The organism is Flagellimonas sp. L-11, assembly GCF_056857735.1.
On record NZ_JBSXNR010000039.1, the window covers coordinates 105,411 to 119,217 of the forward strand.

The 13,807-nt window shown below is 40.7% G+C and carries 15 protein-coding genes; 8 read left to right on the forward strand and 7 right to left on the reverse strand.

All coding sequences use genetic code 11. The features are described 5' to 3' along the window. Positions 1 to 145: 145 nt before the first annotated feature. A complete protein-coding gene (locus AC13CC_RS06085) occupies positions 146 to 1,630 on the reverse strand; it encodes a S10 family peptidase (RefSeq protein WP_326277319.1) in 1,485 nt (494 codons plus the stop codon). Positions 1,631 to 1,772: 142 nt separating this feature from the next. On the opposite strand from AC13CC_RS06085, the gene AC13CC_RS06090 reads away from it, so the two are divergent. Next, a complete protein-coding gene (locus AC13CC_RS06090) occupies positions 1,773 to 2,912 on the forward strand; it encodes a Gfo/Idh/MocA family protein (protein WP_326277318.1) in 1,140 nt (379 codons plus the stop codon). A 204-nt stretch (positions 2,913 to 3,116) separates the two neighbouring features. After that, positions 3,117 to 3,662: a YfiT family bacillithiol transferase gene (locus AC13CC_RS06095; RefSeq protein ID WP_326277317.1), complete on the forward strand. Its 546-nt coding sequence runs from the start codon at positions 3,117 to 3,119 to the stop codon at positions 3,660 to 3,662. Between the two features lies 1 nt (position 3,663). Here the strand turns inward: AC13CC_RS06095 and AC13CC_RS06100 are convergent, their stop codons facing one another. From AC13CC_RS06100 to AC13CC_RS06115, 4 genes are all read right to left on the reverse strand, one after another. Continuing rightward, entirely contained in the window at positions 3,664 to 4,182 is a 519-nt protein-coding gene (locus AC13CC_RS06100; RefSeq protein WP_326277316.1) for a GNAT family N-acetyltransferase, read from the reverse strand. A gap of 38 nt (positions 4,183 to 4,220) precedes the next feature. After that, the gene (locus AC13CC_RS06105) at positions 4,221 to 4,781 is read right to left on the reverse strand and encodes a thioredoxin family protein (RefSeq protein ID WP_326277315.1); all 561 of its coding nucleotides are present in this window, start codon (positions 4,779 to 4,781) and stop codon (positions 4,221 to 4,223) included. A 101-nt stretch (positions 4,782 to 4,882) separates the two neighbouring features. Further along, positions 4,883 to 5,254, reverse strand: coding sequence for a PUR family DNA/RNA-binding protein (locus AC13CC_RS06110; protein ID WP_163624780.1), 372 nt, complete (start codon positions 5,252 to 5,254; stop codon positions 4,883 to 4,885). Between the two features lie 75 nt (positions 5,255 to 5,329). Further along, positions 5,330 to 7,084: an ABC transporter ATP-binding protein gene (locus tag AC13CC_RS06115; RefSeq protein WP_482876497.1), complete on the reverse strand. Its 1,755-nt coding sequence runs from the start codon at positions 7,082 to 7,084 to the stop codon at positions 5,330 to 5,332. Positions 7,085 to 7,265: 181 nt separating this feature from the next. Between AC13CC_RS06115 and nusB the strand changes: the two genes are divergently transcribed. The 4 genes from nusB to AC13CC_RS06135 all read left to right on the forward strand — a co-directional run bounded on the left by nusB (position 7,266) and on the right by AC13CC_RS06135 (position 10,471). Then, positions 7,266 to 8,213: a transcription antitermination factor NusB gene (gene nusB, locus AC13CC_RS06120; protein WP_326277313.1), complete on the forward strand. Its 948-nt coding sequence runs from the start codon at positions 7,266 to 7,268 to the stop codon at positions 8,211 to 8,213. A 38-nt stretch (positions 8,214 to 8,251) separates the two neighbouring features. Next, positions 8,252 to 8,728: a DUF1573 domain-containing protein gene (locus AC13CC_RS06125; protein ID WP_326277312.1), complete on the forward strand. Its 477-nt coding sequence runs from the start codon at positions 8,252 to 8,254 to the stop codon at positions 8,726 to 8,728. A gap of 13 nt (positions 8,729 to 8,741) precedes the next feature. Beyond that, a complete protein-coding gene (gene yajC, locus AC13CC_RS06130; protein ID WP_326277311.1) occupies positions 8,742 to 9,032 on the forward strand; it encodes a preprotein translocase subunit YajC in 291 nt (96 codons plus the stop codon). A gap of 92 nt (positions 9,033 to 9,124) precedes the next feature. Next, a complete protein-coding gene (locus AC13CC_RS06135; protein ID WP_326277310.1) occupies positions 9,125 to 10,471 on the forward strand; it encodes a Gfo/Idh/MocA family protein in 1,347 nt (448 codons plus the stop codon). Positions 10,472 to 10,640: 169 nt separating this feature from the next. Here the strand turns inward: AC13CC_RS06135 and AC13CC_RS06140 are convergent, their stop codons facing one another. Together AC13CC_RS06140 and AC13CC_RS06145 are read right to left on the reverse strand one after the other, a co-directional pair. Further along, positions 10,641 to 11,405 (reverse strand): TIGR02757 family protein, encoded by a 765-nt coding sequence (locus tag AC13CC_RS06140; RefSeq protein WP_326277309.1) that lies wholly within the window; start codon positions 11,403 to 11,405, stop codon positions 10,641 to 10,643. A gap of 1 nt (position 11,406) precedes the next feature. Then, positions 11,407 to 12,075 (reverse strand): ABC transporter ATP-binding protein, encoded by a 669-nt coding sequence (locus AC13CC_RS06145; RefSeq protein WP_326277308.1) that lies wholly within the window; start codon positions 12,073 to 12,075, stop codon positions 11,407 to 11,409. A 284-nt stretch (positions 12,076 to 12,359) separates the two neighbouring features. On the opposite strand from AC13CC_RS06145, the gene AC13CC_RS06150 reads away from it, so the two are divergent. Together AC13CC_RS06150 and AC13CC_RS06155 are read left to right on the forward strand one after the other, a co-directional pair. Beyond that, the gene (locus AC13CC_RS06150; RefSeq protein WP_326277307.1) at positions 12,360 to 12,998 is read left to right on the forward strand and encodes a peroxiredoxin; all 639 of its coding nucleotides are present in this window, start codon (positions 12,360 to 12,362) and stop codon (positions 12,996 to 12,998) included. Between the two features lie 83 nt (positions 12,999 to 13,081). Then, on the forward strand, positions 13,082 to 13,276 hold the full coding sequence (locus tag AC13CC_RS06155; RefSeq protein WP_014034358.1) for a cold-shock protein: 195 nt from the start codon (positions 13,082 to 13,084) through the stop codon (positions 13,274 to 13,276). Positions 13,277 to 13,807: the final 531 nt, after the last annotated feature.

The following is a 13,807-nucleotide window of genomic DNA, read 5'->3' on the forward strand; positions in this document are numbered from 1 at the left end:
TTGTATCGAGAGTTGTTTTAGGCTTGAAATTCTGGTTCTCGATACGATTTTTCTTTGGTTTCGACTTCGCTCAACCACCAAAAAATCACTCGAACTGACGAATTTCATCCATAATACATAATGGGATTATCATTTGTTGAATCTATTAATATTTCGCGCTCTTTCCTTTGGCTTGGGTTCTTAAAATGAACGCTCTAATATCGTCGTTGGCCGATTTTAAATCTTCTTTTCTCAAATACATCATGTGACCGGAACGGTATCCTTTAAACTCAAATCGGTCTTTCATTCTACCGCTAGGGTCTACTTGCGACATGGTGTACTTGGCCGCAAAATAGGTGCAGGCGCCATCATAATAACCCGATTGAACCAAAACGTTCAAGTATGGATTTTGTGCCATCGCTTGACGTAGATTGTCCCTTACGTTATCATCATCATTGTCCCAAGGATGTACAGGGCCAAACATATTGTACTTAATGTCAGTTTTAAAATCAAGCTCTTCTTGCAAGTAATAATTAATGGCAGGGGTAAAACTGTGCAGCCAAGAGGTCAACTCGGGTGAATAATCGGGTCGGGTTCCTGCCAATGTTTTGTCGATTCCCAAATAACGGCTATCCAAACGCCCGATCGTGTATCCGCTTTTATCTCGCAACAAAGCTTTCCAAAAGAATTGCGTAGGCACATCCAAATTGTGGTCAATAATGTCTTTTGCATCCAATCCGGAATAAAGCGCCATTTTATCGGCAATGGCTTTACGCTCAGATTCAGGAATAAAACCACCTTTGGCGATAGCCGGCAATAATTCATTAATTGTGAATTCTTCCACCTCTGGCAACACTTCCAACAGGTCTTTGCTTTGCAAATCGGATGGCAGGGCTTTGTGGTGCCATGCTGCGGCAGCAAAATAAGGAAGGTTCAATGCACTGGAAACAGGGTCGTTGTCGCGGAATACCTTGTAATCGGCAGGGGAAACCATAATTACGCCGTTCAAGTACATCCATTGTTGGTTTTGAAGTGCCAAGGAAAGGCCCATAACACGGGTACCTCCGTAACTTTCACCCACAATATATTTAGGGGAGTTCCAACGGTTGTTTCTAGATACAAAAGTGTTCAGCCATTCGGCCAAATATTTGGTATCTGCATTGATTCCGAAGAATTTTTTACGGTCCACTTCTTTTCCTGTTTCGGGAATGGTACGTGAATAGCCCGTGTTCACAGGGTTTACGTAAACAATATCGGTTACGTCCAAAACAGAATACGGGTTTTCCTTAACGCCATAGGGTTGCACGGGATACCCTTCATCATCAATTTTAAGAATACGCGGACCTGTGTAGGCCAAGTGCATCCAAACGGAACCGGAGCCCGGTCCGCCGTTAAAGGAAATCAACAAGGGTCGCGAAGACCTATCCTTCACACCGTTTTTAGTGTAGTAAGTGTAATGCAAGGATGCAATCGGTTCTCCCAATTCATCCCAAACGGGTTGGGTTCCTGTTGTTGCGGTATAGTCAATGTTGGAACCGTTGATGGTTACGGAATGTTGTGTGGTTACTGTGGTGTCAACGGGTAATTTTCTACTTTGGGCAAAGGCAAATGATGTGCAAAACGCCATGCCTAACAATACGAGTTTTTTCATTTTTACGGGTTGAATTAGTCGAGTTCATAAAAATAGGGAATTTGAAGATTCTTATACAGACAAAAGCTCTGAAAATGCATGAAGGTGCATTCGATTGTTCTATTATGTGTAAATTTAATAGCGTTAACTAAATCTATATTCCATGAAGAGTCTCACCCGAAGAAATTTTAATACCCTGACCGCAAAAGGCATAGGAGGTGCCGCCTTGTTATCATCGGTGCCGTTTGCCTGTGCCATGGGAGCCAATCAGGATAAAAAGAAGCTGGGCATTGCCTTAGTTGGACTTGGTAGTTACAGCACCTATCAATTAGCGCCTGCTTTGCAGGATACCCAACATTGCTATTTGGCAGGAATTGTTACCGGAACTCCCGAAAAGGAAAAGGTTTGGGCGAATAAATACGGTATTCCTGAAAAGAACATTTACAACTATCAAAATTTTGATGATATTGCCAACAACCCCGAAATTGATGTGGTATATGTGGTGCTTCCCAACAGTATGCATGCCGAATTTAGTATTCGTGCCGCTAAAGCAGGCAAGCATGTTATCTGTGAAAAACCTATGGGCATTAGCGTGGCAGAGTGTGATGCCATCATAAATGTATGTAAAGAAGCTGGCGTAAAACTGGGCATGGGTTATCGCTTACATTCCGAGCCCTATACGCAGCAGGTAAAGGAATTTGTCAGGGAAAAAACCTTTGGCGATGTCTTGTTTGTTTCCGCAGATGCCGCCTACCGCTCCACGGGCAATCCAGAACAATGGCGTTTGGACAAAAAACTTTCGGGAGGGGGCGCTTTAATGAATATGGGCGTGTATGCCGTGCAAAGTGCTATTTATGGTACGGGTGAGAACCCTATTTCGGTTGCTGCACAGGAATTTAGCACCCGACCAGAATATTTTAAGGAAACCGATGAGACCATTACGGCACAATTTAAATTCCCGAGTGGGGCAGTGGGCAACATTTCCACTTCGCACAATTTTAATGCGAATGCGATGTATGTTTCCGGGACTTCGGGCTGGTTTCGGCTACAACCGGCCAACAATTATGGTCCGTTGAGCGGAGTGACCTCTAATGGCGATGTCATTAAATTTCCGCACGAGAGCCAGCAGAAATTGCAAATGGACGATTTTGCACGGCATGTATTGTTCGACGAGCCCAACAAAGCGCCTGGTGAAATGGGCAAACGCGATATGATAATCGTGGAAGCCATTTACAAATCCATTGCGAATGGGGGAGAAACCATTTCCTTGGATTTTGAACCTGGTTTTGGGTTTGGGGGATGAGTTGGGTCGATTGAAGAATAGGAGGTATTTTTAATTGGTATTTGCCCGATTAATTTTTTGATAGCTACTTTCTATATTGACTTTGTACTTGGGCCATAATATTTAGGTTCCGTGAGACAAATATCCTTAGCGCTATCTTTCAATCCGAAAAAGTCTAAACCGTTTCTCTGAAAAAAACAATGTAATTCGCTAACTTCAATCAAAATGAATAAAAAAGAAACTTTGGAACAACTACGTTACCCTATTGGAAAATTTGAGGTTCCTGATATCATCACAAAAAATAATTTGGAGGAATGGATTTCTGTTTTGGAACAGTTGCCCCAACGTTTGAGCGATTTGGTTACTCCATTGTCCGAGGAACAGCTCGAAACCCCTTATCGACCAGGGGGGTGGACTGTTCGCCAAGTGGTCCATCATATTTCCGATAGCCATCACAATAGTTATATTCGCTTTAAATGGGCACTTACGGAAGATACTCCTATAATTAAAGCCTACGATGAAAAGGCTTGGGCCGAATTGTTCGATACCCGTACCGCGCCCATATTAATGTCGCTTTACCATTTGAGTGCCATACACGCCAAGTTGGTTTATTTGCTGAAAGGGCTTTCCGAAGGAGATTTAAAAAGAAGCTTTATACACCCCGATGGAAACCAAGAGACCACTTTGGAAGAAAACATAGCTCGCTACGCTTGGCACAGCAATCATCATTTTGCCCATATTGAAAACTTGGTAAAGCGCGAAGGGTGGTAACCTAAAGGTTTTTGGTTAAGATCCACATGGCCTTCTCGGTAGGTTTAACGCGGGGCAAAACCACCTCGCTCTCCCGTTTGATGGTAAATCCGTTTTTTTGATAGAAATGAATCGGGTTTCCTTTTTGCATGGCATCCAACCAAACGATTTTCTTGTTCAAATCTCTCGCCGTATCTTCAATAAATTGAAGCACTTGTTTGCCTATTCCTTTACCTGAGTGCTCTTTCAGTAAATAAATTTTCTCTGCTTTAAGCGCATCTGTATCTGCAATTTCATCGATGCCACAGTTTTTTACCAATTTAAGGATACCAACGTTTTTATTGTTTTGTTGAATTAGATAGTTGAACGCATTGGGGTCCTGAAGGTCACGCTCAACAACTTCTTTGGTCAGTCCATACGAAATATAGGGGGTTGGATCTTCGTTTTCCCAAAGATGTAGGTAATGTTCGCAGTACGATTTTACGCCAACAGCCAAATATTCATTTAAGTTATCTTGGATAACGGGTTCCAAGCTTACCATGTTTTTTTGAACAGTAAGAGTCATTCTTTATTATAGTGCTAGGTGTTGATCCATTTAATATTGCAGCCCAGACTTGGCTTTTGCTCGGAATTTACAGCTTTACCATTCAGGACGGCATCCATTGCATTTTTAAGGTCCGTTCCTGTAAGTGGAATTCCGTTTCCCGGTCTGGAGTCGTCCAATTGGCCGCGGTAGACCAAGGACAAATTCGCATCAAAGAGATAGAAATCGGGAGTACAGGCCGCATCGTATGCCTTTGCTGTTTCTTGTGCTTCGTCATATAAATAGGGGAACGTATAGCCTTCCTTTTTGGCTTTCTCGGTCATTAAATGCGGGGCATCTTGTGGATAGTTTTCCACATCGTTGCTGGAAATGGCCACAAAGGCAATTCCTTTTTCCTGATATTCTTGAGCCAACTTTACGATCATCGGGTTTACATGAACCACAAAAGGGCAGTGGTTACAAATAAACATTACCAAGGTCCCTTTTTCTCCTTTCAGCTCGTCCAAAGAGCGTTTTTTATCGGAAACGGTGTCCAACAGTTCAAAGTTGGGAGCCTTGGTGCCCAAAGGGAGCATGTTACTGGGAGTCCTAGCCATTGTTCTTAAATTTTAGAATTGCACAAGGTCGTATATGGTAAAAATAAAAAAACGACCTGCAAAAAATACAGGTCGTTTAATTTTTTTTAAAGGAGATGTTTTTAGATATCGTCGAAACTTACATCGGTAAAGTTGCCCGATGCAGCCCCGTTTTCACTAAAACTGTTTTCTTCCTTTTTAAAATCTTTTTGATGGCGTTCGGAGATAACCTCGGTACCTTTTTCGTCAATAATGTAATCCATCATCTCTTCCATAATCTCACGGAAAGCACTAAAATCTTCTTTGTACAGATAAATCTTGTGCTTTTTGTAGTGGAAAGAACCATCGTCGTGGGTAAACTTTTTACTTTCGGTGATGGTAAGGTAGTAATCTCCGGCCTTGGTACTTCTTACGTCAAAAAAATAGGTTCTTCTTCCTGCTCTTAAGACTTTCGAATAAATCTCTTCCTGATCCATTGTATCTTTCTGGCCCATATGGTATAGTGTATTTAGTACTATGTTGAATTATGTCATCAAAAATGTAAAAAAAAAGCTAATTCAGCAACTTTTTTATGAATCTTTACCCGAGAGTTGGTTGATGTAGAGGTCTTTGTAATACCCTTCGGTATTGTTCAATTCCTCGTGGGTACCCTCTTGAATGATGCTGCCGTTGTCCAACACTATGATTTTATCGGCATTCTTGGCAGATGATACCCTGTGACTTACAATAAGCGTGGTTTTACTTTCCGATACTCTTTTTAAATTATTGAGAATCTCTTCCTCGGTCTCAGTATCCACAGCGGATAGGCAATCATCAAAAAGATAGATTTTGGGGTCTTTTAAAAGGGCACGGGCAATGGAAACCCGTTGTTTTTGGCCACCGCTCAATGTGATGCCCCTTTCGCCCAGAACCGTATTGTATTTTTTGGCAAAGCCTTGGATATTTTTGTGTACCACAGCTTTTTTGGCTACTTCCACAATATCGTTGTGCGTAGCATTTTCATTTCCAAAACGAATATTGTTCTCAATGGTATCCGAGAACAAGAAAGCATCTTGGGGTACGGCGCCAATGGAGCTGCGTAGGCTATCAAGGTTTAGTTGTTGAACAGGAATGCCATCAATCAATACTTCTCCAGAAGAGGTGTCGTACAAGCGGGCCACCAAATCCAATATCGTTGATTTCCCTGCACCTGTTTTTCCTAAAATAGCCACAGTTTGACCGGCTTCAACAGTAAATGAAACATTTTTGAGGGAAGTTATATTGGTGTCTTCGTAGGTAAAGGTCACATTTCTGAACTCAATTCCACCAATAATCGGGGTCGGTTTTTTTACTTGGTTTTTAATGGAAGGCTCTTCCTTTAAAAATTCGTTTATTCTTTTTTGCGAAGCCTCTGCCCTTTGTACTATGGATGTAAGCCACCCCACAACGGCAACGGGCCATGTAAGCATATTTACGTAAAGAATAAACTCGGCAATGATCCCAATGGTCTCAATTTCCCCATTTATATATTGGCGTCCACCTATGTATATCACAAACACATTGCTGATACCTATCAATAAAATCATTAAAGGAAAGAACCAAGCGTTCACTTTGGCTAGGGCCATACTGGTATCTTTTCCCTCTTGCGCCAATCCACGAAGCTCTGTATTTATTCGGGGCTCAATGCTGTATGCCTTTATTACTGAAATCCCCGAAAAGGATTCTTGCGTAAAAGTGGACAGGGTGGACAAATATTCTTGGACCTTGGTGCTTCTTTTGTGGATAATTTTACTGATCTGGTAAATCAAAACAGATAAAATAGGTAACGGAAGCAAGGTATAGGCTGCCAGGGTAGGGGCCTTTATAAACATTAGGGGGACCAAGCACACAAAAAGCGTTAAGGTTTGAATACCGTACATAATGGCAGGGCCGCCATACATACGAACTTGGTTGATGTCTTCACTGATTCGGTTCATTAAATCCCCAATCCTGTTTTTTTTGTAAAAATTGAGACTAAGTAACTGATAATGGTCAAAAACCTCGTTTTTTAGGTCGTATTCAATATAGCGCGACACGTTGATGATGGTCTGGCGCATCAAAAAAGTAAAAAGTCCTGAAAGAATAGCAGCTCCAACGATAATGAGAATGTACTGTAGCAATAATCCCTTGGCATCCGAAAGGCTGATCACATCCGATGCAAAATCTTCGACTGCCTGTATGGATTTGTTCACATACGAAGGCATTACCAAGGAAAAAACACGGGCAATTATGGTAATGAGAATCCCCAAAAAAAGTTTGAGCCAATATTTTTTAAAATATTTATTTAGGTGTTTCAGTTCCTTCATAAAAAGGTAAAAAAGTGATTTTTAGGGTAAATGTACAGCGACAATCCCGCAAATATATACCATACCAAACAAAGTAAACGTTATAAAACTGATAAGAAAGTAACTTTGGTAGGTAAGATTCAAATATAAGATTACTTTTGCGGAGTGAAAGCCAAACAATGACTTTAAAAGTTCTTTAAACATGCTTACCCGAAGGCACATCAGAGTAAAAGTAATGCAGTGCATCTATGCATTGGTGCAATCCAAGGATGAATCCTTGCAAAAACAAGAAAAGTTTTTGAGAGTTAGTATAGAAAACATGTACGTTCTATACCTTTTGATTTTAAGCCTTTTGGCCGAACTCCATCGTTTGGCGGAAAAACATGTGAGCCACGCTTCCAAAAAATATGTGGCCACCGAAGAAGACAACTACCCAAACCCCGAAAAGTTTATAAAAAATCGTTTGTTGCTGCAATTGGTGAACAACGAGGTCTTGAAAAACGAGATTTCCAAGCGAAAATTGGACAATTGGTACATGAATGATGAATATGTAAAAATCATTCATAAAGAAATTATTACCAGCGATATTTATAAGGAGTATATGTCCAATGGCGAAGACAGCTATGCGGACGACCGCAATATTGTTATTCAACTGTTCAAGGAAATTATAGCGCCCAACGAAAAAATTTACGATTACTTTGAGGATGATAAGTTAACTTGGGTGGATGACTTCCCCATTGTGAACACATTTTTGGTAAAGCGTTTAAAAAAGGCCAAACCGGATTCCGGGGACCGTTTCTTTTTACCAGCTTTACTAAAAGACCAACAGGACATGGATTTTGCCAACGAACTGTTAACCAAGACATTGCTCAACGATGCCAAATGGGAAAAGGAAATCGAAGGTAAAACACCCAATTGGGACAACGACCGTATCGCAGAGATAGATTCCATTATTTTAAAAATGGCCATTTGTGAGCTGCTCAACTTCCATTCCATACCAGAAAAAGTAACCTTGAACGAGTATTTGGAGATTGCCAAAGAATACTCCACACCAAAGAGCAGCATTTTTATTAATGGTGTTTTGGACAAGTTGGTAAAAGAGTATAAATCAGATGGTAGGCTTCAAAAAATAGGTAGAGGCTTACAATAAACAATTATTCCTTAATTTTGGAAAAACAAATTTTAATCATGAAAAGAATAACAACAATTTTAAGTTTGATCATGGTAGCCGCCATAATGGGCGTATCATGCAAGGACAAAGCATCAAAAAAAATAGTTGCTGACAACGTTGAGAGTGCTGTGGACAGGGATGAAGCAGCAAAAAATGTTCCCGTAATGACCTTTGAGAAAACTGAACACGATTTCGGTACGATCCAACGGGGAACTCCACAAGAAACAACTTTTGCATTTACCAATACCGGCAACGCCCCTTTGATCATTACAAATGCTAAAAGTAGCTGTGGTTGTACCGTGCCAAACCCTCCAAAAGACCCTATTGCACCAGGAGAAACAGGAGAGTTGTTGGTTAAGTTCAACGGATCTGGTCAAAACCAGGTCACCAAAACAATTACCGTAAACGCAAATACAGCTAAAGGTTCAGAAATATTGAGAATCAAGGCATTTGTTCAAGCACCGGGAGCTACACCAGCAGGCCCTATTAAATAATTAAAAGACCTAAATGGAAAATATAGGACAGTTTTTACCGCTGATATTGATTTTTGCCGTGGCGTATTTTTTTATGATTCGCCCGCAGATGAAACGTCAGAAGGATGAGAAAAAATTCGCTTCAGAATTAAAAAAAGGTGATAAAATCATTACCAAAAGTGGGCTGCACGGCAAAATCGTGGAATTGAACGACAATGATTTTTCCTGTGTCATCGAAACCATGGCAGGCCGTTTAAAGTTCGACCGCTCAGCCATTTCTATGGAAATGAGTAAAAAATTGAACGCTCCCGCCGAAAAGAAGTAAACGAAAGTACATACATTAAATTCAAAAACGTCCCTTGAAAATTAAACTTCAAGGGACGTTTTTTTGTATCTTTTTCCAAATTTTTACAGAATATGGGAACAAGAAGACAATTTGTAAAACGTGGTGGAATGTATGTGGCAGGTTTGGGAGCATCAATGGTATTTCCTACCGAGTTATTGGCATCAATTCGGAAAAACACAAGTCCTAACGATAAAGTACAGGTTGGTCTTATAGGTTGTAAGGGTATGGGCTTTTCCGATTTAAGTTCCATGCTCCAGAACAGCGAAGTGGAAATTGTTGCCCTCTGTGATGTAGATGAAAATGTACTTCGCGAAAAAACGGCAGAACTGGAAAAAGGAGGTATCAAAAAGCCAAAATGGTATTCCGATTACCGAAAACTGCTAGAGGACAAAGATATTCACATTGCCATTATCGGAACTCCGGACCATTGGCATTGTCTACAACTTACAGATGCCATTGATGCAGGCAAAGACGTGTATTGCGAAAAGCCCATTGCCAACTCAGTAGCAGAGAGCGATGCCATGCTTGCCAAAGTAAATGCAAGTGATAGAATGGTGCAAATAGGCCAGTGGCAGCGTAGCGAGCCCCATTTTGTAGATGCGATCAATTACGTACATTCCGGTAAATTGGGGCAGATTCGCTTGGTAAAAACTTGGGCCTACCAAGGGTGGATGCAATCCATACCTGTAGTGCCAAATAGTCCCGTACCGGAGGGAGTGGATTACGATATGTGGTTGGGCCCTGCGGAAAAAAGGACATTCAATAAAAATAGGTTCCATTTTAATTTTAGATGGTTCTGGGACTATGCTGGTGGATTAATGACGGATTGGGGCGTTCACTTGATCGATTATGCTCTTTACGGCATGAAAGCCTCCACACCAAAATCCGTAATGGCGATGGGGGGCAAATTTGCTTATCCCAATGATGCCGCAGAAACACCCGATACCTTACAGACCGTATACGATTTTGGTGACTTTTCCCTCTTATGGGAACACGCCACTGGTATTGATGGTGGCAATTACGGACGAAACCACGGTATCGCCTTTATTGGCAACAATGGTACCTTGGTGCTGGACCGTGGTGGATGGGAAGTGATCCCAGAGCACGACCGCCCTCATTGGAGCAAAGATTTAGGGCCTAAAATAGAAGCCGTATCGTTACAGCAAGGAGTTGGGGAAGGGTTAGGGCTGCACACACAGAATTTTTTGGAAGCCGTAAAAACCCGAGATAAATCAATTTTGAAGGCACCAATAAAAATTGGATACGATGCAGCCGTGGTTAGCCACTTGGGCAATATTGCCTATAAAACAGGGGATCGACTTTTCTGGGATGCTAAAAACGGCAAGTTTAACCACTCAGAAGCTGATACCATGTTGAAAAATGAATACCATAACGGTTGGGAGTTTCCGAGGACATAACTTCTAGGGAGTAATTTGGATTGAAAAAATTCCAAAAGATTTGATTACTCCTTGAAAAATTTTTAAGCGTGTATTTTGCGGACTTTATTAAAGTAGTTTTCTAAAAATTAGCGAAATTGAAAAAGGAGACACTTAACCAAATACCTATTCAGTGAATGTTGAGAAGTTTCTAAAACCGCTCAAAAACACCTAAGCCAAATAGGGCAAAGTCATATTTAACAGGGTCGGTGGCATCCAATTTTCGAAGATTAATGTCGAGCTCTTTTAATGCCTTGGCATCATTTTGTTTGCGTTTGAGCAGTTTTAGTTTTCGGGCCACATTCCCCGAATGTACATCTAACGGACAGGAGAGCTTACCGGGATCGATTTTTTCCCAAAGCCCAAAATCAACTCCCGTGTCATTGTCACGAACCATCCAACGTAAAAACATATTGATACGTTTGGCGGCAGAACCTTTATTAGGGTCGGAAACATGTTTTTGGGTTCTACTTTGGTGGGGCAACTCAAAAAACACTTCCTTGAACTTGGAAATGGCAGGCTGCATGGAGTCTTTGGTCTGATACTCTGTGAAAATCGCTTCCAAACCACCGTGGTTCTTATAAATATACTTCAAACTGTTTACAAAGTAAACAAGGTCTATCCCATTAAAGGTTCGGTGTACAAAAGGCCGGAGTTCTTCGAGATCATCATCGGTATGGTTTATTACAAAATCATAAGGTGTGTTGCCCATCAACTCCATTAATTTAGAGGCGTTGTTGATAATGCTTTTGCGATTGCCCCACGCAATGGTGGCCGTTAAAAAAGCACTGATTTCAATATCTTCTTTACTAGTAAATAGGTGCGGAATCTGTATGGGGTCATCTTCCAAAAACTTTGGGTGGTTATACTCCAATACCTTGGCGTCCAAAAATTCTTTGAGTTCCGTTTTGGTCATATCAATCTTTGGAAACGATCAAACCATCGACCATGGTGAGTTTTCGGTCTGCCATGTCGGCCAACTCTAGGTTGTGGGTCACCAACACAAAGGTCTGCCCAAACTCATCACGCAATTGAAAAAAAAGTTGATGTAGATTGTCCGCACTTTCGGAATCTAGGTTTCCGCTGGGTTCATCTGCCAAGACTACAGAGGGATTGTTCATTAACGAACGGGCGACGGCAACACGTTGTTGTTCACCCCCAGAGAGGGCATTGGGTTTGTGGTCGTAACGATCCTGCAATCCTAAAAAGTCCAACAGTTCCTTGGCTCGCTTTTCAGCTTCGGCCCGTGGCGTTTTTTTAATGAAAGCTGGAATGCAAACATTTTCTAAGGCTGTAAACTCGGGCAACAATTGGTGAAACTGAAAAATAAAACCGATATGCTCGTTCCGGAACTGTGCCAAGCTCTTATCGTTAAGTTGGTTTACTTCGGTGTCGCTGATAAGAAGTGTGCTCTCTCCTTTGTTGGTAGGGGTGTCCAAGGTGCCCAAAATTTGTAATAAAGTGGTTTTTCCTGCACCCGAGGCACCAACAATGGAAACCACTTCGCCTTTTTTTATTGCCAAATCGACCCCTTTTAAAACTTTGAGGTCTCCGTAACTTTTTTGAATATTAGTGGCCTTTATCATAAATACAACTTCGTTGGTCGAAGATAATGATTACTGCTGTATCGTAAAGAATGTATTTTCTTGATGAACACCTACCAAGTTAAGTTTTTTTGGCTCAAGCCAATAAAATTGTATTGATATTTGGTATGCTCAGATGTTAGTCCTTGATGTTTTTTTGAAACAGGTACTCTAAAATGTACAACAGGTATTTTTAATACACTTTTAACTGATTTTATGCGCAATACACAAATAATCTAGTAATTTTGTAGGGTACTAATTTTTCAAACTTTAAAATCAGAAAATATATGGCAACTTTACGATTGGGAGATACTGCTCCGGATTTTACTGCAGTTACTTCGGAAGGAACACTTAATTTTTATGAATACCTTGGCGATAGTTGGGGGATTCTATTTTCTCACCCTGCTGACTTTACTCCTGTTTGCACCACCGAACTGGGTACAGCTGCCAAGTTTAAGGATGAGTTCGACAAAAGAAACGTAAAGATGATGGCATTGAGTGTTGATGGGGCAGCATCGCACATGGAATGGATCAAGGACATCAACGAGACCCAAAACACCAAGGTCAACTTCCCCATAGTTGCCGATGTGGAAAGAAAGGTTTCGGATCTATACGATATGATTCACCCCAATGCAGACGATACACTTACTGTACGATCTGTGTTTATTGTGGGTCCCGATAAAAAAATCAAACTTACATTAACATATCCTGCCTCGACCGGACGTAATTTTTACGAATTGTTGCGTGTTGTGGATTCTTTGCAATTAACGGCCAACCATAAAGTGGCTACTCCCGCCAACTGGAAAAATGGAGAAAAAGTTGTGGTAAGCCCATCTATACCTACCGAAGAGGCCAAAGGAATCTTTACCAAAGGTGTGGAAGAAATCAAGCCATACTTGCGTTTAACCCCTGATCCAACCATATAATTATTTTATTTTTAAGAAAAAAACTGATTCCCAATAAATTAAACGTACCTTTGTCGCTCAATTAATTTTTTTCAATTTATATTATGAGTAAAGGAACAGTAAAATTCTTCAATGATTCTAAAGGTTATGGATTTATCACTGAAGATGGTTCAAACACAGATCACTTCGTACACATTTCTGGTTTAATCGATGAAATTAGAGAAGGTGACGTTGTAGAATTCGAACTACAACAAGGTAAAAAAGGATTAAACGCCGTTAATGTACAAGTTGCGGATTAAGTTATAACATACTTTTTTATAGACACAAAGCCTGGGCATTGCCCAGGCTTTTTTTATTCATTTTTTCCGATTCTCACGCAACCATTTATTTTTTTACTATCTAAGCTATAAACACACTGTTCCCCACAACCATTAAATCCAATATAAATGAACACTTTTTTTGGAGTACTCTCGTTCCTTTTAATCGTAAATGCACTGCTGCTGTTGTGGAGTGTAAACGGTTCTAAAAAGTAACTAAAAAAGATTTTGGGCAATAGGTAGGGTATTTTAACGTTTGGGTGTTACGTAATAAATACGTTACAACCATGACCACTTTTTTCAGCATTCTAATTACATTGCTTGCCCTTAATCTTTGTTTGCTTTTATTGAGTGTAAATAGGGCCAAATAAAAGAAGCTGTCTCATAACCGGGACAGCTTTTTTATTGAATATACAGGAGCATTTGCTTGTTTTCATCCTGTATTTAGCGTAAATTATAGTCTGATAACCAGACGTATGAACACCAATTTTCAAGATTACAACCAACAGCAAA